At 58.0% G+C, this 21,965-nt stretch carries 18 protein-coding genes and 2 tRNA genes; 19 read left to right on the top strand and 1 reads right to left on the bottom strand.

The genetic code is table 11. The features are described from left to right. The first annotated feature begins 31 nt into the window (after window positions 1-31). The 7 genes from dnaK to CI807_RS01890 all read left to right on the top strand — a co-directional run bounded on the left by dnaK (window position 32) and on the right by CI807_RS01890 (window position 9,836). On the top strand, window positions 32-1,948 hold the full coding sequence (dnaK, locus tag CI807_RS01920) for a molecular chaperone DnaK (RefSeq protein ID WP_095013577.1): 1,917 nt from the start codon (window positions 32-34) through the stop codon (window positions 1,946-1,948). 318 nt (window positions 1,949-2,266) lie between these two features. Continuing rightward, window positions 2,267-3,391: a molecular chaperone DnaJ gene (gene dnaJ, locus CI807_RS01915; protein WP_016976814.1), complete on the top strand. Its 1,125-nt coding sequence runs from the start codon at window positions 2,267-2,269 to the stop codon at window positions 3,389-3,391. A gap of 10 nt (window positions 3,392-3,401) precedes the next feature. Next, on the top strand, window positions 3,402-4,208 hold the full coding sequence (gene dapB / locus CI807_RS01910) for a 4-hydroxy-tetrahydrodipicolinate reductase (RefSeq protein WP_095013576.1): 807 nt from the start codon (window positions 3,402-3,404) through the stop codon (window positions 4,206-4,208). 258 nt (window positions 4,209-4,466) lie between these two features. After that, window positions 4,467-5,603: a glutamine-hydrolyzing carbamoyl-phosphate synthase small subunit gene (gene carA / locus CI807_RS01905; RefSeq protein ID WP_038843802.1), complete on the top strand. Its 1,137-nt coding sequence runs from the start codon at window positions 4,467-4,469 to the stop codon at window positions 5,601-5,603. A 105-nt stretch (window positions 5,604-5,708) separates the two neighbouring features. Further along, window positions 5,709-8,930, top strand: coding sequence for a carbamoyl-phosphate synthase large subunit (gene carB, locus CI807_RS01900; protein ID WP_016976817.1), 3,222 nt, complete (start codon window positions 5,709-5,711; stop codon window positions 8,928-8,930). Next, window positions 8,927-9,403, top strand: coding sequence for a transcription elongation factor GreA (gene greA, locus CI807_RS01895; protein WP_010206609.1), 477 nt, complete (start codon window positions 8,927-8,929; stop codon window positions 9,401-9,403). Before carB ends, greA begins: the two co-directional genes overlap by 4 nt. 28 nt (window positions 9,404-9,431) lie before the next feature. Then, window positions 9,432-9,836, top strand: coding sequence for a hypothetical protein (locus tag CI807_RS01890; protein ID WP_025999772.1), 405 nt, complete (start codon window positions 9,432-9,434; stop codon window positions 9,834-9,836). A 10-nt stretch (window positions 9,837-9,846) separates the two neighbouring features. Here CI807_RS01890 and CI807_RS01885 read toward each other — a convergent pair whose 3' ends face one another. Continuing rightward, window positions 9,847-10,155, bottom strand: a complete 309-nt coding sequence (locus CI807_RS01885; RefSeq protein ID WP_010206607.1) for a YhbY family RNA-binding protein — start codon at window positions 10,153-10,155, stop codon at window positions 9,847-9,849. A gap of 106 nt (window positions 10,156-10,261) precedes the next feature. On the opposite strand from CI807_RS01885, the gene rlmE reads away from it, so the two are divergent. From rlmE to rbfA, 12 genes are all read left to right on the top strand, one after another. Then, window positions 10,262-10,912: a 23S rRNA (uridine(2552)-2'-O)-methyltransferase RlmE gene (gene rlmE / locus CI807_RS01880; RefSeq protein WP_016976819.1), complete on the top strand. Its 651-nt coding sequence runs from the start codon at window positions 10,262-10,264 to the stop codon at window positions 10,910-10,912. 200 nt (window positions 10,913-11,112) lie between these two features. After that, window positions 11,113-13,023, top strand: coding sequence for an ATP-dependent zinc metalloprotease FtsH (gene ftsH / locus CI807_RS01875; protein WP_016976820.1), 1,911 nt, complete (start codon window positions 11,113-11,115; stop codon window positions 13,021-13,023). 8 nt (window positions 13,024-13,031) lie between these two features. After that, window positions 13,032-13,883, top strand: coding sequence for a dihydropteroate synthase (gene folP / locus CI807_RS01870; RefSeq protein ID WP_095013575.1), 852 nt, complete (start codon window positions 13,032-13,034; stop codon window positions 13,881-13,883). Window positions 13,884-13,899: 16 nt separating this feature from the next. Beyond that, window positions 13,900-15,237, top strand: coding sequence for a phosphoglucosamine mutase (glmM, locus tag CI807_RS01865; RefSeq protein ID WP_016976822.1), 1,338 nt, complete (start codon window positions 13,900-13,902; stop codon window positions 15,235-15,237). Window positions 15,238-15,303: 66 nt separating this feature from the next. After that, window positions 15,304-16,059, top strand: a complete 756-nt coding sequence (gene tpiA, locus CI807_RS01860) for a triose-phosphate isomerase (RefSeq protein ID WP_003194193.1) — start codon at window positions 15,304-15,306, stop codon at window positions 16,057-16,059. Window positions 16,060-16,063: 4 nt separating this feature from the next. After that, a complete protein-coding gene (secG, locus tag CI807_RS01855) occupies window positions 16,064-16,447 on the top strand; it encodes a preprotein translocase subunit SecG (RefSeq protein ID WP_003194191.1) in 384 nt (127 codons plus the stop codon). A gap of 22 nt (window positions 16,448-16,469) precedes the next feature. Next, window positions 16,470-16,555 (top strand) — tRNA-Leu (locus CI807_RS01850). Window positions 16,556-16,651: 96 nt separating this feature from the next. Beyond that, window positions 16,652-16,728, top strand: a tRNA-Met gene (locus tag CI807_RS01845). A gap of 140 nt (window positions 16,729-16,868) precedes the next feature. Then, window positions 16,869-17,327, top strand: a complete 459-nt coding sequence (rimP, locus tag CI807_RS01840; protein WP_038843818.1) for a ribosome maturation factor RimP — start codon at window positions 16,869-16,871, stop codon at window positions 17,325-17,327. 47 nt (window positions 17,328-17,374) lie between these two features. After that, window positions 17,375-18,856 carry a transcription termination factor NusA gene (gene nusA / locus CI807_RS01835; protein WP_025857112.1) on the top strand — a complete coding sequence of 494 codons (1,482 nt, stop codon included), beginning with the start codon at window positions 17,375-17,377 and terminating at the stop codon, window positions 18,854-18,856. A 27-nt stretch (window positions 18,857-18,883) separates the two neighbouring features. Then, window positions 18,884-21,409, top strand: a complete 2,526-nt coding sequence (gene infB / locus CI807_RS01830; protein ID WP_016976824.1) for a translation initiation factor IF-2 — start codon at window positions 18,884-18,886, stop codon at window positions 21,407-21,409. A gap of 159 nt (window positions 21,410-21,568) precedes the next feature. Continuing rightward, window positions 21,569-21,964, top strand: coding sequence for a 30S ribosome-binding factor RbfA (gene rbfA, locus CI807_RS01825; protein ID WP_016973761.1), 396 nt, complete (start codon window positions 21,569-21,571; stop codon window positions 21,962-21,964). Window position 21,965: the final 1 nt, after the last annotated feature.

Here is a 21,965-nt window from a genome sequence, read left to right as displayed (position 1 = left end):
CAACCAAATTCAAGTTTCGGGAGAGTAAATCATGGGCAAAATTATCGGTATCGACCTGGGGACCACCAACTCCTGTGTCTCCGTCATGGAAAACGGCAAAGCCAAAGTTATTGAAAACGCCGAAGGCGCGCGTACCACGCCGTCGATCATTGCTTACGCAAATGATGGCGAGATCCTCGTTGGTCAGTCGGCCAAGCGCCAGGCTGTGACCAACCCGCACAACACCCTGTACGCGGTAAAGCGTCTGATCGGTCGTAAGTTCGACGAAGAAGTCGTACAGAAAGACATCAAGATGGTGCCTTACAAAATCGCCAAGGCTGACAACGGTGACGCCTGGGTTGAAGTAAATGGCAACAAAATGTCGGCACCGCAGATCTCGGCTGAAGTCTTGAAAAAGATGAAGAAGACCGCCGAAGACTACCTCGGCGAAACAGTGACCGAAGCAGTGATCACCGTTCCGGCCTACTTCAACGACAGCCAGCGCCAGGCGACCAAAGACGCCGGCCGCATCGCGGGCCTGGACGTAAAACGTATCATCAACGAACCAACCGCAGCTGCTCTGGCTTACGGTATGGACAAGGCCAAGGGCGATCACACTGTGATCGTTTATGACCTGGGCGGTGGTACTTTCGACGTCTCGGTCATCGAGATCGCTGAAGTTGACGGCGAGCACCAGTTCGAAGTGTTGGCCACCAATGGCGACACCTTCCTGGGCGGTGAAGACTTTGACATTCGTCTGATCGACTACCTCGTTGACGAATTCAAGAAAGAAAGCGGCATGAACCTCAAGGGTGACCCGCTGGCGATGCAGCGCCTGAAAGAAGCTGCCGAGAAAGCCAAGATCGAGCTGTCCTCGAGCATGTCTACCGACGTGAACCTGCCGTACATCACTGCAGATGCCACCGGTCCTAAGCACTTGAACGTGAAGATTTCTCGCGCCAAGTTGGAAGCGCTGGTTGAAGACCTGGTTCAGCGCACCATCGAGCCTTGCCGCATCGCGCTGAAAGACGCCGGTATCGACGTCGGCGCTATCAACGACGTGATTCTGGTGGGCGGTCAGACCCGTATGCCGCTGGTTCAGCAGAAAGTGACCGAATTCTTCGGTAAAGAAGCACGTAAAGACGTGAATCCGGACGAAGCGGTTGCCATGGGTGCTGCCATCCAGGGCGCGGTATTGGCCGGCGACGTGAAAGACGTGCTGCTGCTGGACGTCAGCCCGCTGACCCTGGGTATCGAAACCATGGGCGGCGTGATGACTGCGCTGATCGAGAAAAACACCACGATTCCTACCAAGAAATCGCAAGTGTTCTCGACTGCCGATGACAACCAAGGCGCCGTGACCATTCACGTGTTGCAAGGTGAGCGTAAGCAGGCTGCTCAGAACAAGTCCCTGGGCAAGTTCGACCTGGCCGAGATTCCACCAGCACCACGTGGCGTGCCACAAATCGAAGTGACCTTCGACATTGACGCCAACGGCATCCTGCACGTCGGCGCGAAAGACAAGGCAACTGGTAAAGAGCAGAAGATCACCATCAAGGCCAACTCCGGTCTGTCTGATGAAGAAATTCAACAGATGATCCGTGATGCTGAAGCCAACGCTGATGCGGATGCCAAGTTTGCTGAACTGGCTGGCGCCCGTAACCAGGGTGATGCACTGGTTCACTCGACACGCAAAATGGTCGCTGATGCCGGCGATAAAGTGACTGCTGAAGAGAAGACTGCAATCGAAGCTGCTGTGGTTGCCCTGGAAGCCGCCGTTAAAGGCGACGACAAGGCCGCTATCGAAGCCAAGATCGAAGAGTTGTCGAAAGTCTCTGCACCGGTTGCTCAGAAAATGTACGCCGAACAAGGTCAGCCAGCTGACGGTGCTGCGCAACAGGCTGAGCCTGAAGCCAAGCACGACGACGTTGTCGATGCCGAGTTCGAAGAAGTCAAAGACCAGAAGTAAGTTGGTCGCCCGGTTGACCGCTATCAAGCGGTGACTGGTAGGATGTCGCCGCGCGGGAGCTTGCTCCCGCGTTGGCGTGTCTGGGGTATGCGAATTTTTACAGCATGCGACAGCGTTCGGATGCTGGCGGTGTGATCGGGAATGCTCCTGCTTTCCGAGCAGTAAATACCGCACTTTTGGCCGGGTCCCTGGCTAAAAAGTAGTAATGACCAGGATCGTTGAATTGACGTGAGTTGGGTCCGGGCCTGTATTGGGGCTCAACGAGTTTGGCAAGGCTCAGGAGGGTCTGGCTGAACGTCCTTAAGAGTGCAAAGACTTATGGCAAAGCGTGACTATTACGAAGTATTGGGTGTGGAGCGCGGTTCCAGCGAGGCGGACCTGAAGAAGGCCTACCGTCGCCTGGCGATGAAGCACCACCCGGACCGTAATCCGGATAGCAAAGAATCCGAAGAAATGTTCAAAGAGGCCAATGAGGCCTACGAATGTCTGTCTGATCCCAACAAGCGTGCGGCCTACGACCAGTATGGCCATGCCGGTGTCGACCCGAGCATGGGTGGCGGCGGTGCGGGGTTTGGTGGTCAGAACTTCTCCGATATTTTCGGGGACGTGTTCAGCGACTTCTTCGGCGGTGGCCGGGGCGGTCAGCGTGGCGGTGCCCAGCGTGGCAGTGATTTGCGCTACACCCTGGAATTGAACCTGGAAGAAGCCGTGCGCGGCACCAGCGTCAATATCCGTGTACCGACGCTGGTGAACTGCAAGCCGTGCGATGGTTCGGGCGCCAAGAAAGGCTCCTCGCCGATCACCTGCCCGACCTGCGGCGGTATTGGCCAGGTCCGTATGCAGCAGGGCTTCTTCTCGGTGCAGCAGACCTGCCCGCGCTGCCATGGCCAGGGCAAGATCATTTCCGACCCGTGCGATTCCTGCCACGGTGAAGGTCGCGTCGAAGAGTACAAAACCCTGTCGGTGAAAGTGCCGGCGGGCGTGGATACCGGTGATCGCATTCGCCTGTCGGGTGAGGGTGAGGCAGGTACTCAAGGCGGTCCGACGGGTGACCTGTACGTGGTGATCAATGTGCGCGAGCACTCGATCTTCCAGCGTGACGGCAAGCACCTGTTCTGCGAAGTGCCGATCAGCTTTGTCGATGCTGCCTTGGGCGGCGAGCTTGAGATTCCGACTCTCGACGGTCGGGTCAAGCTCAAGATTCCTGAGGGTACCCAGACCGGCAAGCAGTTCCGTATCCGTGGCAAAGGCGTTGCGCCGGTGCGTGGTGGCGGTGCTGGCGACCTGATGTGCCGTGTGGCGGTGGAAACACCGGTCAACCTGAATCGCCGTCAGCGCGAACTGCTTGAAGAGTTCCGCAGCTCGATGGAAGGTGATGACTCTCACTCGCCGAAAACCGCGGGCTTTTTCGATGGTGTGAAGCGTTTCTTCGGCGACCTGTAAGGAATTGAGTATGCGACGTATAGCCGTAATGGGCGCTGCCGGGCGCATGGGCAAGACGCTGGTCGAAGCGGTGCAGCAGCGTTCGCCGGCCTCCGGGCTGACCGCGGCGATCGTTCGTCCGGGCAGCACCTTGATTGGTGCGGACGCGGGTGAGTTGGCCTCGCTGGGGCGTATCGGTGTTTCGTTGTCCGGCAACCTGGAGCAGGTGGCGGATGAGTTCGATGTGCTGATCGACTTCACGCTGCCGGACGTAATGCTGAAAAACCTGGCCTTCTGCCGCAAGGCGGGCAAGGCCATGGTGATCGGCACCACCGGTTTGACGGCTGAGCAGAAGCAGTTGCTGGTAGACGCGGGCAAGGATATCCCGATCGTCTTCGCCGCCAACTTCAGCGTCGGCGTGAACCTGTCGCTCAAGCTGCTGGATCTGGCGGCGCGCGTGCTGGGTGATGAGGCGGATATCGAGATCATCGAGACTCACCATCGTCACAAGATCGACGCGCCGTCGGGCACTGCGCTACGCATGGGTGAGGCGATTGCCGATGCGCTGGGTCGTGACCTGTCGAAAGTGGCGGTGTACGGCCGCGAAGGCCATACCGGTGCGCGGGCGCGTGACACCATTGGTTTTGCGACCGTGCGCGGTGGCGATGTCGTGGGTGATCACACCGTGTTGTTCGCCACTGAAGGTGAGCGCCTGGAAATCACACACAAAGCCTCCAGCCGCATGACGTTTGCCAAGGGCGCGGTACGTGCGGCGCTCTGGTTGGAAGGTCGTACGCCTGGTCTGTATGACATGCGCGATGTGCTGGATCTGCACTGATCAGTAGCTAAAACGGGGCCTCAAGCTTATGCTTAGGCCCCGTTTTTACCCGCTAAGCGACGTCCTGTCGCATTCCCCTGCCTTTAAGGCTCATTAGCGGTGGACCAAAAAAGCCTTTTTCTGTAAGCTACAGCTTTAGTGTGTTCACTAAAAGCGCGCAGAATAATTCAGTGAATAAGCGGAGTGACGTGTCCATACGTCACTCCGCTTTTTTACACCTGCGATCGCCCTTTCAGGCTTTATTTACGGGAGGTCTTCTTGACTAAGCCAGCCATACTCGCCCTTGCTGATGGCAGCATTTTTCGCGGCGAAGCCATTGGAGCCGACGGTCAAACCGTTGGAGAGGTAGTGTTTAACACTGCCATGACCGGCTATCAGGAAATCCTTACCGATCCTTCCTACGCCCAACAGATCGTTACCCTGACCTATCCGCACATCGGCAACACCGGTACTACACCGGAAGACGTCGAGTCTGATCGTGTCTGGTCGGCCGGTCTGGTGATTCGTGACCTGCCACTGGTTGCGAGCAACTGGCGTAACACGATGTCGCTGTCCGATTACCTGAAAGCCAACAATGTTGTGGCGATCGCCGGTATCGATACACGCCGCCTCACGCGCATCCTGCGTGAAAAAGGCTCGCAGAACGGCTGCATCATGGTCGGTGACAATATCTCCGAAGAGGCGGCGATTGCCGCAGCGCAGGGTTTTCCAGGCCTGAAAGGCATGGACCTGGCGAAAGTCGTCAGTGTCAAAGAGAAGTACGAGTGGCGCTCCACTGTCTGGGACTTGAAGACCGACAGCCATGCGACCATTGAGGCCGCTGACCTGCCTTATCACGTTGTGGCCTACGACTACGGCGTCAAGTACAACATCCTGCGCATGCTGGTCGAGCGCGGCTGCCGCGTGACCGTGGTGCCGGCGCAAACCCCGGCCAGCGACGTGCTCGCTCTGCAGCCGGACGGCGTATTCCTGTCCAACGGCCCAGGTGACCCTGAGCCATGCGACTACGCCATCCAGGCGATCAAGGACGTGCTTGAAACCGAGATTCCGGTGTTCGGTATCTGCCTTGGCCACCAACTGCTGGCCCTGGCCTCCGGCGCCAAGACCCTGAAAATGGGCCACGGCCACCACGGTGCCAACCACCCGGTACAAGACCTGGACACTGGCGTTGTGATGATCACCAGCCAGAACCACGGTTTTGCGGTAGATGAAGCAACCCTGCCGAGCAACGTGCGCGCCATTCACAAGTCGCTGTTCGACGGCTCCCTGCAGGGCATCGAGCGCACCGACAAGAGCGCGTTCAGCTTCCAGGGCCACCCTGAAGCGAGCCCGGGCCCGAACGACGTAGCGCCGCTGTTCGACCGTTTCATCAATGAGATGGCCAAGCGACGCTGACTGAGCGGCCTGCGGGCGGCCCCGAATGTCGGTGGCCCCCGCAGGCTTATCAAAGATTGTTCAAGACGGCTTGCCGACTGACCTGCGGATTTGAGTGACAAACCCATGCCAAAACGTACAGACATAAAAAGCATCCTGATTCTCGGCGCTGGCCCGATCGTGATCGGCCAGGCCTGCGAATTCGACTACTCCGGCGCCCAGGCCTGTAAAGCCCTGCGCGAAGAGGGCTACCGCGTTATCCTGGTGAACTCCAACCCGGCCACCATCATGACCGACCCGGCCATGGCCGACGCCACTTACATCGAGCCGATCAAGTGGCAGACCGTTGCCAAGATCATCGAGAAAGAGCGTCCGGACGCGCTGCTGCCAACCATGGGTGGCCAGACTGCACTGAACTGCGCCCTGGACCTGGAGCGCGAAGGCGTCCTAGAAAAATTCGGCGTAGAGATGATCGGCGCCAACGCCGACACCATCGACAAGGCTGAAGACCGTTCGCGTTTCGACAAGGCCATGAAGTCAATCGGCCTGGCGTGCCCGCGTTCCGGTATCGCCCACAGCATGGAGGAAGCCAATGCGGTCCTCGAGACGCTGGGCTTCCCGTGCATCATCCGTCCGTCCTTCACCATGGGCGGCACCGGTGGCGGTATTGCTTACAACCGCGAAGAGTTCGAAGAAATCTGCGCCCGCGGTCTGGACCTGTCGCCGACCAAAGAGCTGCTGATCGACGAATCCCTGATCGGCTGGAAAGAATACGAGATGGAGGTTGTCCGCGATAAGAAGGACAACTGCATCATCGTCTGCTCCATCGAAAACTTCGACCCGATGGGCGTGCACACCGGTGACTCGATCACGGTTGCTCCAGCACAGACCCTGACAGACAAGGAATACCAGATCCTGCGTAACGCCTCCCTGGCGGTACTGCGCGAGATCGGCGTGGAAACCGGCGGTTCCAACGTTCAGTTCGGCATCTGCCCGGACACCGGCCGCATGGTCGTGATCGAGATGAACCCGCGCGTTTCCCGTTCGTCGGCCCTGGCCTCGAAAGCCACCGGTTTCCCGATCGCCAAGGTCGCTGCCAAGCTGGCTGTGGGTTACACCCTGGACGAGCTGTCGAACGACATCACCGGCGGCAAGACCCCGGCGTCCTTCGAGCCGTCGATCGACTACGTCGTCACCAAGCTGCCACGCTTTGCCTTCGAAAAATTCGCCAAGGCTGACGCGCGCCTGACCACCCAGATGAAGTCTGTGGGTGAAGTCATGGCCATCGGCCGTACCTTCCAGGAATCCCTGCAGAAAGCTCTGCGCGGCCTGGAAGTAGGTGTTTGCGGTCTGGACGAGAAACTCGACCTGAGCAACCCGGAAAGCATGAGCGTGCTCAAGCGCGAGCTGACTGTGCCGGGCGCCGAGCGTATCTGGTACGTGGCTGATGCTTTCCGCGCCGGCATGACCGTCGAAGACATCTTCGGCATGAACATGATCGACCCGTGGTTCCTGGTACAGATCGAAGATCTGATCAAGGAAGAAGAGAAGGTCAAGACCCTGGGTCTGGCCAGCATCGACCGCGACATGATGTTCCGCCTCAAGCGCAAAGGTTTCTCCGACCAGCGTCTGGCCAAGCTGCTGGGTGTGACCGAGAAGAACCTGCGTACGCATCGCCACAAGCTGGAGATCTTCCCGGTCTACAAGCGCGTTGACACCTGCGCGGCCGAGTTCTCCACCGATACCGCCTACCTGTACTCCACCTACGAGGAAGAGTGTGAAGCTGCGCCGTCGGGTCGCGACAAGATCATGATCCTGGGTGGCGGTCCGAACCGTATCGGCCAAGGCATTGAGTTCGACTACTGCTGCGTCCACGCTGCTCTCGCCCTGCGCGAAGACGGGTACGAGACCATCATGGTCAACTGCAACCCGGAAACCGTTTCCACCGACTACGACACCTCCGATCGCCTGTACTTCGAGCCAGTAACCCTGGAAGACGTGCTGGAAATCGTGCGCGTCGAGAAGCCAAAAGGCGTGATCGTCCAGTACGGCGGCCAAACCCCGCTGAAACTGGCGCGTGCCCTGGAAGCCGCTGGTGTGCCGATCATCGGCACCAGCCCGGACGCCATCGACCGTGCCGAAGACCGTGAGCGCTTCCAGCAAATGGTTGAGCGCCTGAACCTGCGTCAGCCGCCAAACGCCACCGTGCGCAGCGAAGACGAAGCCATCCGTGCAGCCAGCAAGATCGGCTACCCGCTGGTGGTGCGTCCGTCCTACGTACTGGGCGGTCGTGCGATGGAAATCGTCTACGAAGAAGAAGAGCTGAAGCGCTACCTGCGCGATGCGGTGAAAGTGTCCAACGACAGCCCGGTGCTGCTGGACCACTTCCTCAACTGCGCCATCGAGATGGACGTGGACGCTGTTTGCGACGGCACCGACGTGGTAATCGGCGCGATCATGCAGCACATCGAACAGGCGGGTGTTCACTCCGGTGACTCCGCATGCTCGCTGCCGCCGTACTCGCTGCCGGCGCACATCCAGGACGAGATGCGCGAACAGGTCAAGAAAATGGCCTTGGAGCTGGGTGTGGTCGGCCTGATGAACGTACAGTTGGCGCTGCAAGGCGAGGACATCTACGTCATCGAAGTCAACCCGCGCGCTTCGCGTACCGTGCCATTTGTTTCCAAGTGCATCGGTGTGTCCCTGGCCATGATCGCTGCCCGCGTGATGGCTGGTAAGACCCTGAAGGAAATTGGCTTCACCAAGGAAATCATTCCTAACTTCTACAGCGTGAAAGAGGCGGTGTTCCCATTCGCCAAGTTCCCTGGTGTGGACCCGATCCTGGGCCCTGAGATGAAGTCCACCGGTGAAGTGATGGGCGTGGGCGACACCTTCGGTGAAGCGTTTGCCAAGGCCCAGATGGGTGCCAGCGAAGTACTGCCGACCGGCGGTACTGCGTTCATCAGCGTGCGTGATGATGACAAGCCACTGGTTGCAGGCGTGGCCCGTGATCTGATCAACTTGGGCTTCGAAGTCGTGGCCACCGCCGGGACCGCCAAGCTGATCGAGGCTGCCGGCCTGAAAGTGCGTCGCGTGAACAAGGTGACGGAAGGCCGTCCGCACGTGGTCGACATGATCAAGAATGACGAAGTCACCCTGATCATCAACACCACCGAGGGTCGCCAGTCGATCGCGGACTCCTACTCCATTCGTCGTAACGCCTTGCAGCACAAGATCTACTGCACCACCACCATTGCTGCTGGCGAAGCCATCTGCGAAGCGCTCAAGTTCGGTCCGGAAAAGACCGTGCGTCGCTTGCAGGATCTACACGCAGGATTGAAGGCATGACCAAATACCCAATGACCGTCCAGGGCTTCAAGGCCCTGGAAGAGGAGCACGCCCACCTGACCAAGGTCGTACGTCCAAAGCTGAGCCAGGACATCGGTACGGCCCGCGAGCTGGGTGACTTGAAGGAAAACGCCGAATACCACGCTGCTCGCGAGCAGCAAGGTATGGTCGAGGCGCGGATCCGTGATATCGAAGGCCGCCTGCAGAACTCGGTGGTCATCGACGTGACGACCATTCCGAAGACCGGCAAGGTGATTTTCGGCACGACCGTGGAAATCGCCAACGTCGAGACTGATGAAAGCGTGGTCTACCACATCGTTGGCGAAGACGAAGCTGACTTCAAGCTCGGCAAGATCTCTGTCGGTTCTCCGCTGGCCCGCGCCTTGATTGCCAAGGAAGAGGGCGATGTGGTGTCTGTTAAAACGCCTGGCGGCGTGACCGAGTACGAGATTGTTGAAGTTCGTCACGTCTGAAAGACGGCGCCCGCTTCGTGCGGGCGCCATGCTATGGCAGCTCTCCCAGATGCTTTGGGTGGGTGGCCTGTGGTTGTTGCACATTGGCGTGTTGCCGGCGCTGGGCCTGATTGGCCTGGCGCCGTTGCTGATCGATGAGATCGATGGATTACTGAGTGCGTTGCTGGTGGGTTTTGCAGCGGCGTGCGTGACGCTCCAGGCATTGGTGCTGGTCAAGGCCGAGGGCTTGGGAAGTTTGTGGCGGGATATTCGCGGGCAACTGCTGTTGATGGCGCTGTATGCGTGTGCGATGTATTGCATTGTGCATGTCTGGCTGCCGGAAGCGTTGCGCTGGCAGCTATTCAGCTATCTTGTGCTAGGGTTTTCCGGTCTGGTGCTGGTGATGCAGCCGGCGCCAGGATGGAGTGGCAGGGCGCGCGAAGCGCGCCCGTGACCCTTTTTTATTACTTGAAGCGGTGTACGTTCGACAGTTGCTTGTTGACGCTGAAGTTCTTGCGATACAGCAGCGCCATCTTGCCGATGACCTGAACCAGGTCCGCTTTGCCTACCTTGCACAGTTCTGCAATGGCAGCCAGGCGCGCTTCGCGGTCAAGGATGTTGACCTTGATCTTGATCAGTTCATGATCGTTCAGCGCACGTTCGAATTCGGCTAACACACCTTCAGTCAAACCGTTATCTGCCACAATCAGAACTGGTTTCAGATGGTGGCCAATGGATTTGTACTGTTTCTTCTGCTCTTGAGTGAGCGGCATAATCTGACCCCTGCGTCTGATCTTGTAAAAAGCGGCGGCCAGTTTACCCGAGCGAGTCCGGGACCGCCCAGTTAATCACGACCCGTTTTATTTTTCGAGGTGGCCCGTGGCCCGTTCCAAAACCAGCCTTAAGTGGCTACAAGAACATTTCAACGATCCTTACGTCAAAAAGGCGCAAAAGGACGGCTACCGTTCGCGGGCCAGCTACAAGCTGTTGGAGATCCAGGACAAGGACAAGTTGATTCGTCCAGGCATGAGCGTTATCGATCTAGGTGCAGCCCCAGGTGGTTGGTCCCAGGTGACCAGTCGTCTGATTGGTGGGCAGGGCCGCTTGATCGCTTCCGACATTCTTGAAATGGACAGTATCCCGGATGTGACCTTTGTTCATGGTGACTTTACCCAGGATGCCGTACTCGCACAGATCCTTGAGGCTGTGGGAAATTCGCAGGTAGACCTTGTGATTTCCGACATGGCCCCCAATATGAGTGGATTACCGGCCGTTGATATGCCGCGCGCAATGTTCCTATGTGAGCTGGCGTTGGATTTGGCGGGTCGGGTTTTGCGTCCTGGTGGTGATTTTCTGGTGAAAGTCTTCCAGGGCGAGGGTTTCGATGAGTACCACAAGAACATCCGCAAGTTGTTCGAGAAGGTGCAAACGCGTAAGCCTGACTCTTCCCGAGACAGGTCTCGGGAGCAGTACCTGCTCTGCCGCGGCTTTCGCGGGGTTGAAGGCGCTGCGAGTGAAGAGCGTTTTTGAGGAATTCGAGGAGGGCGATAGGTTTTTTTATATCGCTTTCGTCACGAAGCTTTACGAATATTGTGTAGTCAAAGTTTCACAAAGGGTTACAGACGGCGCCTGCCAGAGTTGTAGGTAATGTAGTAAGTTAGGCCGGTGAATATCATGCGAAGCGCGCGCCAGTAGCGGAGCTTGCTTCAGAGGGTAGTTAATTGAACGATATGGCAAAGAATCTGATCCTGTGGTTGATCATCGCGGCTGTCCTGGTGACGGTGATGAACAACTTCTCCAGCCCTAACGAGCCGCAGACCCTCAACTATTCCGACTTCATCCAGCAAGTTAAGGATGGCAAGGTCGAGCGCGTAGCGGTTGATGGCTACGTGATCACCGGCAAACGCAATGATGGCGACAGCTTCAAGACCATTCGTCCGGCAATCCAGGACAACGGTCTGATCGGCGACCTGGTGGATAACCACGTGGTGGTCGAGGGCAAGCAGCCTGAGCAGCAGAGCATCTGGACCCAATTGTTGGTAGCCAGCTTCCCGATCCTGGTGATCATCGCTGTGTTCATGTTCTTCATGCGCCAGATGCAAGGCGGTGCGGGAGGCAAGGGCGGGCCGATGAGCTTCGGCAAGAGCAAGGCACGCCTGCTCTCCGAAGATCAGGTGAAAACCACCCTGGCTGACGTTGCTGGTTGCGACGAAGCCAAGGAAGAAGTGGGCGAACTGGTCGAGTTCCTGCGTGATCCGGGCAAGTTCCAGCGCCTGGGTGGCCGCATTCCTCGCGGTGTGCTGATGGTCGGTCCTCCGGGTACCGGTAAAACCTTGCTCGCCAAGGCGATTGCTGGCGAAGCCAAGGTGCCTTTCTTCACCATCTCCGGTTCTGACTTTGTCGAAATGTTCGTTGGTGTCGGTGCCAGCCGTGTTCGCGATATGTTCGAACAGGCTAAGAAGCATGCGCCTTGCATCATTTTCATCGATGAAATCGACGCCGTTGGTCGCCATCGTGGTGCCGGTATGGGCGGCGGTCACGATGAGCGTGAGCAGACTCTTAACCAGTTGCTGGTTGAGATGGACGGCTTTGAAATGAATGACGGCATCATCGTCATCGCGGCTACCAACCGTCCGGACGTATTGGACCCTGCGTTGCTGCGTCCAGGCCGTTTCGACCGTCAGGTTGTGGTCGGTTTGCCGGATATTCGTGGCCGCGAACAGATCCTGAAAGTACACATGCGCAAAGTGCCCATGGGTGACGACGTGGCTCCGGCCGTGATTGCCCGTGGTACGCCCGGCTTCTCCGGTGCTGACTTGGCCAACCTGGTCAACGAGGCTTCGCTGTTCGCTGCCCGTACCGGCAAGCGCATCGTTGAAATGAAAGAGTTCGAACTGGCGAAAGACAAGATCATGATGGGCGCCGAGCGCAAATCCATGGTCATGTCCGAGAAAGAGAAACAGAACACCGCTTATCACGAAGCCGGTCACGCCATTGTCGGTCGCGTTGTGCCTGAGCACGACCCGGTCTACAAAGTGTCGATCATTCCTCGTGGTCGGGCGCTGGGCGTCACGATGTTCCTGCCGGAAGAGGATCGTTACAGCCTCTCCAAGCGTGCGTTGATCAGTCAGATCTGCTCGCTGTACGGTGGTCGGATTGCTGAAGAAATGACCTTGGGCTTCGACGGTGTGACCACCGGCGCGTCCAACGACATCATGCGTGCCAGCCAGATTGCACGGAACATGGTGACCAAGTGGGGCTTGTCGGAAAAGCTCGGCCCGCTGATGTATGCCGAGGAAGAAGGCGAAGTGTTCCTGGGGCGTGGTGGTGGCGGTCAAAATGCCAGCTTCTCCGGCGAGACAGCCAAGCTGATCGACTCCGAAGTGCGCAGCATCATTGACCAGTGTTACGGCACGGCCAAGCAGATCCTCACGGACAACCGCGACAAGCTGGATGCCATGGCGGATGCGCTGATGAAGTACGAGACCATTGATGCCGACCAGATCGACGACATCATGGCTGGCCGCGCGCCTCGTGAGCCTCGCGATTGGGAAGGCGGTTCAGGCACCTCTGGTACTCCGCCAGTGGTTCAGAACGAACGCCCGGAAACTCCGATCGGCGGCCCGGCAGCTGACGTCTAAGGTTTGAAATGACTTCTGTGTTGTCCTCCACCCGGTTGCCTTGCGGCAACCGGGTTCTTGATTTGGCCCATACGCATGTCATGGGTATCCTCAATGTAACTCCCGACTCCTTTTCCGATGGCGGCCGCTTCAGCCAGCTTGATGCAGCATTGCGTCATGCTGAAGCAATGGTTGCAGCGGGCGCGACCCTGATTGATGTCGGTGGCGAATCGACTCGTCCTGGCGCTCGCGTTGTCTCTCCCTTGGAGGAGCTGGAGAGGGTGGCGCCGATCGTCGAGCGTATTGCGCGTGAACTGGATGTGATCATTTCGGTTGATACCTCGACGCCTGCCGTGATGCGCGAAACTGCGCGCCTGGGGGCGGGGCTGATCAACGATGTGCGCTCCCTTCAGCGTGACGGGGCCCTTGATGCTGCTGCAGCAACGGGGTTGCCGGTGTGCCTGATGCATATGCTGGGAGAGCCCGGCAATATGCAGGACAATCCTCACTATGACGATCTTGTCGGTGACGTGAGTGGTTTTCTCGCTGAGCGGGTCGTTCAGTGCGCTGTCGCGGGAATTGCCGCAGAAAAGATCATCCTTGATCCTGGTTTCGGCTTCGCCAAGACCCTGCAGCACAACCTAAGCCTGTTCAAGCATATGGAATCTCTGCATGCCCTTGGTCGGCCCCTGTTGGTCGGTGTTTCGCGCAAGAGCATGATTGGCATGGCCCTGAATCGACCCGTAGGTGAGCGCTTGTACGGTGGTCTTGCGCTGGCGGCGCTTGCCGTCACCAAGGGGGCGCGAATATTACGTGTGCATGATGTTGCCGAGACGGTGGATGTAGTGCGTATGATTGCCGCGGTAGAATCCGCCGAATAAGAATGATGGAGCACTTATGACTAAAAAATACTTTGGTACCGACGGTATCCGTGGTCGGGTCGGCGAATTTCCGATCACTCCTGATTTCATGCTTAAGCTCGGTTGGGCGGCGGGTATGGCGTTCCGCAGCATGGGCGCGTGCCGCATCCTGGTGGGCAAGGACACCCGCATCTCAGGCTATATGTTTGAGTCTGCGCTGGAGGCGGGTCTGTCCGCTGCAGGCGCTGATGTCATGTTGCTGGGGCCCATGCCGACGCCGGCGATCGCTTACCTGACGCGTACTTTCCACGCTGAAGCCGGTATCGTGATCAGCGCCTCGCATAATCCGCACGATGACAACGGCATCAAATTTTTCTCGGGCCAGGGCACCAAGCTGCCGGACGAGATCGAGTTGATGATCGAAGAGCTGCTGGATGCACCGATGACAGTGGTTGAGTCCAGCAAGCTGGGCAAGGTGTCGCGTATCAATGACGCCTCAGGCCGATATATCGAATTCTGCAAAAGCAGCGTTCCGAGCAGTACCAGTTTTGCCGGTCTGAAGCTGGTGGTCGACTGTGCTCATGGGGCGACCTACAAGGTGGCGCCGAGCGTGTTCAAAGAGCTGGGTGCGCAGGTGACTGTCTTGTCGGCTCAGCCCGATGGCTTGAACATCAACGAAAACTGCGGCTCAACCCATATGGAGCAATTGCAGGCCGCTGTCTTGGCTGAGCATGCTGATCTGGGTATTGCTTTCGATGGCGATGGTGATCGGGTGCTGATGGTCGATCATACGGGCGCCATCGTAGACGGTGATGAGTTGTTGTTCATCATTGCGCGTGACATGCATGAGCGTGACAGGCTGCAAGGCGGTGTTGTCGGAACCTTGATGAGTAACCTGGGGCTGGAACTGGCTCTTGCGGATTTGGGCATTCCCTTTGTCCGCGCCAATGTAGGTGATCGTTACGTTATCGCAGAGTTGCTTGAGCGCAATTGGCTGATCGGTGGCGAGAACTCCGGGCACGTGGTTTGCTTCCAGCACACCACGACCGGCGATGCGATCATTGCAGCGTTGCAGGTATTGATGGCTCTGCGGGCTCGCGGAGAGAGCTTGGCTCAAGCGCGTCAGGCGCTGCGTAAGTGCCCTCAGGTTCTGCTCAACGTGCGATTCTCTGGGGGCGAAAACCCGATCGAGCACCCGGCTGTCAAAGAGGCGTGCGAGCGCGTGACCCTTGCTATGGCGGGGCGCGGTCGTGTGTTGTTGCGCAAGTCCGGCACAGAGCCTCTGGTGCGCGTCATGGTCGAAGGTGATGATGAAACACAGGTTCGCGGCCATGCCGAAGACCTGGCAAAACTGGTAACTGAAGTTTGCGCCTGAATTCGGCTTGCCAGTGATGATGTGGTTGGGTAACATCTGCGCCCACTTTGACCGACGAGGTACAGCATGCGTCGCACTATGGTAGCTGGTAACTGGAAGATGCACGGTACCCGCGCCAGTGTCGCTGAGCTGATCAATGGCCTTCGTCACTTGGCCTTGCCGAGCGGTGTTGATGTTGCGGTGTTCCCGCCTTGCTTGCATATCAACCAAGTGGTTGATGGCTTGAAAGGCAAGTCGATCCAGGTCGGCGCGCAGAACTCCGCGGTGGAGCCAATGCAAGGTGCGTTGACTGGTGAGATCTCGCCGAGTCAGCTGGTCGATGCGGGTTGTTCCTATGTGCTTGTCGGGCACTCCGAGCGCCGTCAGATGATGGGCGAGCGTGATGGGACACTCAATCGCAAGTTCGCAGCGGCACAGGCTTGTGGCTTGATTCCGGTGTTGTGCATAGGGGAAACCCTGGAGCAGCGCGAATCGGGCAAGACTCTTGAGGTTGTCTCGCGTCAGCTGGGCAGCATCATCGAGGAGCTGGGTGTTGGTGCGTTTGCAAAGGCAGTGATTGCTTACGAGCCGGTCTGGGCCATTGGCACCGGGCTGACTGCTACACCGCAACAGGCGCAGGATGTGCACGCAGCCATCCGCGCGCAGTTGGCGGCAGAGAATTCTGAAGTCGCACAAGGTGTGCGTCTTCTATACGGCGGCAGCGTGAAGGCGGCCAATGCGGTCGAACTGTTCGGCATGCCGGATATCGATGGGGGGCTCATTGGTGGAGCTTCCCTGAATGCAGATGAGTTCGGTGCGATCTGTCGCGCCGCGGGAAACTGAAAAAATGCTGGAAACAGTCGTAGTCGTTTTTCATCTGTTGGCTGCTCTGAGCGTAGTTGCTCTGGTTTTGCTGCAACAGGGTAAAGGTGCGGATGCTGGTGCGTCTTTCGGTGCAGGTGCTTCAAATACTGTGTTCGGAAGCCAAGGTTCCTCTACCTTTCTTAGTAAGTTTACTGCTATACTTGCCGCAGGTTTCTTCATAACCAGCTTGGGGTTAGGTTACTTTGCTAAAGAGAAAGCTCATGTGCTGACTCAAGTAGGTCTCCCAAATCCAGCAGTGTTGGAAGTGCCAAAAGCAAAACCGGCTTCTGATGATGTCCCGGTGCTTCAAGAGCAAAAGTCGGCTACTCCAGCGACTGACGTACCTCCAGCTCAAGAGCAGAAGTAAGAAGGGTTGTAAACGCTGTATTGCCGAGGTGGTGGAATTGGTAGACACGCAACCTTGAGGTGGTTGTGCCCATAGGGTGTAGGGGTTCGAGTCCCCTTCTCGGTACCAATTATCAGGAGAGCCCGCTGTTGCGGGCTTTCTTGTAGGTGGAAGGTTACATTGACCCTGTAAGGGATCGGTCGTATACTTCCGCCCCAGCTTTGTCGCGGGGTGGAGCAGTCTGGTAGCTCGTCGGGCTCATAACCCGAAGGTCGTCGGTTCAAATCCGGCCCCCGCAACCAGTTTTAGCGGAGCCCCTTTTAAGGGGCTTTTTGTTAGCTGGACACTTTCAACGCCGCTGTTCGACGGCGTTTCAAGGATGGGCGTTTCGCCCATTTTTTTATTTTGCACAGCATGCACATACATGCACGAGGGGGTTCAGGTGTCGAGCAAGCTAGAAGAGTTGCAGGCCTTGCTGGCCCCGGTGGTCGTGGCCCTAGGCTATGAATGCTGGGGTATTGAGTTTTCGGCTCAAGGTCGCCACTCAATGTTGCGCGTTTATATCGATAAAGAGGGCGGCGTGCTGGTGGACGATTGTGCCATTGTCAGCCGTCAGATCAGCGGTGTGCTGGATGTTGAAGATCCGATCTCCGTTGAATACACCCTCGAAGTTTCCTCGCCAGGCATGGAACGCCCACTGTTCACTATTGAGCAGTTTGCAAAATTTGCCGGTGAACAAGTGAAGATCAAGCTGCGATCTCCCTTTGAAGGGCGACGCAACTTTCAGGGCCTTCTGCGCGGTGTAGAAGAACAGGATGTCGTGGTGCAGGTAGAAGACCATGAGTTCCTGTTGCCGATCGATATGATCGACAAGGCCAACATTATTCCCAGTTTTGACTGAGACGCGGATCCCGCGGATCCAATGGCTTGCGAAAGGCGAGGCGTACGATGAGCAAAGAAGTACTGCTGGTTGTTGAGTCGGTATCCAATGAAAAGGGCGTACCGGCAAACGTGATTTTTGAAGCGCTGGAGCTGGCCCTGGCCACTGCTACCAAAAAGCGTTTTGAAGACGAAGTTGATCTGCGTGTGGAAATCAACCGCCACACCGGTGCCTATGAGACTTTCCGTCGCTGGACGGTCGTCGAAGAAGCCGATCTTGATGATCCGGCCATCGAAACCTGGCCAAGCAAGGTTGCCGAAACGCATCCTGGTGCCAAGGTCGGTGATGTCGTCGAAGAAAAGATCGAATCGATCGAATTCGGCCGTATTGCTGCACAGACCGCCAAGCAGGTCATCGTGCAGAAGGTTCGCGAAGCCGAGCGCGCTCAAGTCGTTGACGCTTATCGCGAGCGCCTGGGTGAAATCATCTCCGGCACCGTGAAAAAAGTCACCCGCGACAACGTGATCGTCGACCTGGGCAACAACGCCGAAGCGTTGCTGGCCCGCGAAGACATCATTTCGCGCGAAACCTTCCGTGTCGGCGTGCGCCTGCGTGCGCTGCTCAAGGAAATCCGCACCGAGAACCGCGGCCCTCAGTTGATCCTGTCGCGTACCGCGCCGGAAATGCTGATCGAGCTGTTCCGTATCGAAGTGCCGGAAATCGCCGAAGGCCTGATCGAAGTCATGGCTGCGTCCCGCGACCCGGGCTCGCGTGCCAAGATCGCGGTCCGCTCCAAGGACAAACGCATCGACCCGCAAGGCGCTTGCATCGGTATGCGCGGCTCGCGCGTCCAGGCAGTGTCGGGCGAGTTGGGCGGTGAGCGTGTGGACATCGTCCTGTGGGACGACAACCCGGCGCAGTTCGTGATCAACGCCATGTCGCCGGCTGAAGTGGCGGCAATTATCGTTGACGAGGATGCCCATGCAATGGACATCGCCGTTGGCGCAGACAATCTGGCTCAGGCCATTGGTCGTGGTGGTCAGAACGTGCGTCTGGCCAGCCAACTGACCGGCTGGACCCTGAACGTGATGACCGAATCGGACATCCAGGCTAAGCAGCAAGCTGAAACCGGTGACATCCTGCGCAACTTCATCGAAGAGCTCGAAGTCGATGAAGACCTGGCACAGGTGCTGGTAGATGAAGGCTTCACCAGCCTGGAAGAGATTGCCTACGTACCGTTGGAAGAAATGCTCAACATCGACGGCTTTGACGAAGACACCGTCAACGAGCTTCGCGCTCGGGCCAAGGATCGTTTGTTGACTAAAGCCATCGCTACTGAGGAAAAGCTGGCAGACGCCCATCCGGCCGAAGACCTGCTCTCGCTTGAGGGTATGGACAAGGATTTGGCGATGGAACTGGCGGTGCGCGGCGTAATTACCCGCGAAGACCTGGCCGAGCAGTCTATTGACGATCTGCTCGACATCGACGGCATTGACGATGATCGTGCCGGCAAGTTGATCATGGCCGCCCGAGCCCATTGGTTCGAGTAACTAGGCGCGGCCTGAGGAGAGAAGTGCATGACGCAAGTCACGGTGAAACAACTGGCCGATGAGGTCAAAACACCGGTAGAGCGCCTGTTGCAGCAGATGCGTGAGGCAGGTCTGCCGCACACCGCCGCCGATGAAGGTGTGAGCGACAGTGAGAAGCAGTCTTTGCTGACTCACTTGAAGAGCAGCCACAAGGCGAAAGTGGAAGAACCGCGCAAGATTACATTGCAGCGCAAAACCACCAGCACCCTGCGTGTTGCGGGTAGCAAGAGCATCAGCGTTGAAGTACGCAAGAAGAAAGTCTTCGTACAGCGCAGCCCGGAAGAAATCGAAGCCGAGCGCAAACGCGAACTGGAAGAACGTCGCGCGGTAGAAAATGCTGCACGTCAGAAGGCTGAAGAAGAAGCCAAGCGTCGCGCCGAAGAAGAAGCGCGTCGCCAGCCTGCTGCTGCGCAACCTGCTGCCACTGAAGCGGTCGCAGCGCCTAGCGCCCCTGTAGAAGCTGTGCGTGAGGCCGCTCCGGTTGCCGCTGCACCAGCGCCTGCTGCTGACGCTCGTAAGCGTGACGAACCTCGTCGCCCAGACAAGCCGCGTGCCGACGATAACAATCGTCGTGGCGGTGGTGGTGATGGCGAGCGCAAAAACGCTCCGCATCGTGCCTCGGTCAAAGAGAAAGCGCCTGCTCCACGCGTTGCCCCACGTACTACCGACGAAGAAAGCGATGGCTTCCGTCGTGGTGGTCGCGGCAAGGCCAAGCTGAAGAAACGCAACGCCCACGGTTTCCAGAGCCCAACCGGCCCTGTCGTGCGTGAAGTGAAGATCGGTGAGACTATCACTGTGGGCGATCTGGCCCAACAGATGTCGGTCAAGGCAGCTGAAATCATCAAGTTCATGTTCAAGCTGGGCACTCCGGCCACCATCAACCAGGTACTGGATCAGGAAACTGCCCAGCTTGTGGCTGAGGAATTGGGCCACAAAGTGACCCTGGTCAGCGACACCGCCCTGGAAGATTCCCTGGCCGAGTCCCTGAAGTTTGAAGGTGAGGCGGTTTCCCGTGCACCAGTCGTGACCGTAATGGGCCACGTTGACCACGGTAAAACATCCCTGCTCGACTACATCCGTCGTGCCAAGGTTGCTGCTGGCGAAGCCGGTGGTATCACCCAGCACATCGGTGCGTACCACGTTGAAACCGACCGTGGCATGGTGACGTTCCTCGACACCCCTGGTCACGCCGCGTTTACCGCAATGCGTGCCCGTGGTGCCAAGGCGACCGATATCGTGATCCTGGTGGTTGCAGCGGACGACGGCGTGATGCCACAAACCATCGAAGCCGTTCAGCATGCCAAGGCAGCTGGCGTTCCGTTGGTAGTCGCAGTGAACAAGATCGACAAGCCGGGCGCCGATCTCGATCGCATCCGTAGCGAACTGTCGGTTCACGGCGTGACCTCCGAAGAGTGGGGCGGCGACACTCCATTCGTACCGGTCTCCGCGAAGATGGGTACCGGCGTTGACGAACTGCTCGAAGCCGTACTGTTGCAAGCCGAGGTTCTGGAACTGACCGCTACGCCATCGGCTCCTGGCCGTGGCGTTGTGGTTGAGTCCCGTCTCGACAAGGGCCGTGGCCCGGTTGCAACCGTTCTGGTTCAAGACGGTACCCTGCGCCAAGGCGACATGGTACTGGTCGGTTCGAACTACGGCCGTGTACGTGCCATGCTCGACGAGAACGGCAAGCCAATCAAGGAAGCAGGTCCTGCTATCCCGGTCGAGATCCTCGGCCTGGACGGTACCCCGGACGCTGGTGACGAGATGAGCGTGGTTGCCGACGAGAAGAAAGCCCGTGAAGTGGCTCTGTTCCGTCAAGGCAAGTTCCGTGAAGTCAAGCTGGCCCGTGCTCACGCCGGCAAGCTGGAAAACATCTTCGAGAACATGGGCCAGGAAGAGAAGAAGACGCTTAACATCGTCCTCAAATCTGACGTACGTGGTTCCCTCGAAGCGTTGAACGGCGCCTTGAACGGCCTGGGTAACGACGAAGTGCAAGTGCGCGTTGTCGGTGGCGGTGTCGGTGGTATCACCGAGTCCGACGCCAACCTGGCACTGGCTTCCAACGCTGTACTGTTCGGCTTCAACGTGCGTGCCGATGCTGGCGCTCGCAAGATCGTCGAGCAAGAAGGCCTGGACATGCGTTACTACAACGTCATCTACGACATCATCGAAGACGTCAAGAAAGCCCTCACCGGCATGCTTGGCAGCGACGTTCGGGAGAACATCCTGGGTGTGGCCGAGGTGCGTGACGTGTTCCGCTCGCCGAAATTCGGCGCGATCGCCGGTTGCATGGTTATCGAAGGTGTTGTGCACCGTAACCGTCCAATCCGTGTACTGCGTGAAGACATCGTTATCTTCGAAGGCGAGCTGGAATCCCTGCGCCGCTTCAAGGATGACGCTTCCGAAGTACGTGCCGGCATGGAATGCGGTATCGGCGTCAAGAGCTACAACGACGTCAAGGTTGGCGACAAGATCGAAGTCTTCGAGAAGGTTCAGGTTGCTCGCAGCCTCTAACTCGCGCACTTCCGGAGCCACGCCGCGTGTGGGCATGCAAATGCCCAACGCAGCGTACGGACTCTAAACGCAACGCCCGGTCTGGCTTTTGTCAGGCCGGGCGTTTGCCGCTTTCAGACCCCACGGGTTTCACCGTGTGGCAGTAACAGGTAACAAGACATGGCAAAAGAATACAGCCGTACCCAGCGTATCGGCGATCAGATGCAGCGCGAGCTGGCCCAACTGATCCGTCGCGAAGTCAAAGACCCCCGCGTTGGCCTGGTCACCATCACCGCCGTAGAAGTGAGCCGTGACGTGGGGCACGCCAAGATCTTCATCACGGTGATGGGGCAGGACAGCAGCGAAGAAATCGCACAAAGTATCAAGGTGCTCAACTCGGCCGCAGGTTTCCTGCGCATGCAGTTGGCCCGTGAAATGAAGCTGCGCAGTGTTCCCCAGCTGCATTTCCACTACGACGAAAGCGTCGTGCGTGGGGCGCACCTGTCGGCACTGATCGAGCGCGCCGTGGCTGAAGACAGCCAGCACCCGTCCACACCTGAAGACGCCAAGGAGTAAG

This window comes from Pseudomonas sp. NS1(2017) (assembly GCF_002269425.1).
In the GTDB taxonomy this organism is placed as follows: Bacteria; Pseudomonadota; Gammaproteobacteria; order Pseudomonadales; family Pseudomonadaceae; genus Aquipseudomonas; species Aquipseudomonas reactans.
The sequence above is the reverse complement of the archived record's forward strand: the minus strand, read 5'-3'. Positions and strand labels throughout refer to the sequence as shown.

What these genes read in the sequence shown, in the direction of transcription:
- dnaK (WP_095013577.1), top strand. Translation starts at nt 32, where the DNA reads ATGGGCAAAATTATCGGTATCGACCTGGGGACCACCAACTCCTGTGTC.
- dnaJ (WP_016976814.1), top strand. Translation starts at nt 2,267, where the DNA reads ATGGCAAAGCGTGACTATTACGAAGTATTGGGTGTGGAGCGCGGTTCC.
- dapB (WP_095013576.1), top strand. Translation starts at nt 3,402, where the DNA reads ATGCGACGTATAGCCGTAATGGGCGCTGCCGGGCGCATGGGCAAGACG.
- carB (WP_016976817.1), top strand. Translation starts at nt 5,709, where the DNA reads ATGCCAAAACGTACAGACATAAAAAGCATCCTGATTCTCGGCGCTGGC.
- greA (WP_010206609.1), top strand. Translation starts at nt 8,927, where the DNA reads ATGACCAAATACCCAATGACCGTCCAGGGCTTCAAGGCCCTGGAAGAG.
- CI807_RS01890 (WP_025999772.1), top strand. Translation starts at nt 9,432, where the DNA reads ATGCTATGGCAGCTCTCCCAGATGCTTTGGGTGGGTGGCCTGTGGTTG.
- CI807_RS01885 (WP_010206607.1), bottom strand. Translation starts at nt 10,155, where the DNA reads ATGCCGCTCACTCAAGAGCAGAAGAAACAGTACAAATCCATTGGCCAC.
- ftsH (WP_016976820.1), top strand. Translation starts at nt 11,113, where the DNA reads ATGGCAAAGAATCTGATCCTGTGGTTGATCATCGCGGCTGTCCTGGTG.
- folP (WP_095013575.1), top strand. Translation starts at nt 13,032, where the DNA reads ATGACTTCTGTGTTGTCCTCCACCCGGTTGCCTTGCGGCAACCGGGTT.
- glmM (WP_016976822.1), top strand. Translation starts at nt 13,900, where the DNA reads ATGACTAAAAAATACTTTGGTACCGACGGTATCCGTGGTCGGGTCGGC.
- tpiA (WP_003194193.1), top strand. Translation starts at nt 15,304, where the DNA reads ATGCGTCGCACTATGGTAGCTGGTAACTGGAAGATGCACGGTACCCGC.
- secG (WP_003194191.1), top strand. Translation starts at nt 16,064, where the DNA reads ATGCTGGAAACAGTCGTAGTCGTTTTTCATCTGTTGGCTGCTCTGAGC.
- nusA (WP_025857112.1), top strand. Translation starts at nt 17,375, where the DNA reads ATGAGCAAAGAAGTACTGCTGGTTGTTGAGTCGGTATCCAATGAAAAG.
- infB (WP_016976824.1), top strand. Translation starts at nt 18,884, where the DNA reads ATGACGCAAGTCACGGTGAAACAACTGGCCGATGAGGTCAAAACACCG.
- rbfA (WP_016973761.1), top strand. Translation starts at nt 21,569, where the DNA reads ATGGCAAAAGAATACAGCCGTACCCAGCGTATCGGCGATCAGATGCAG.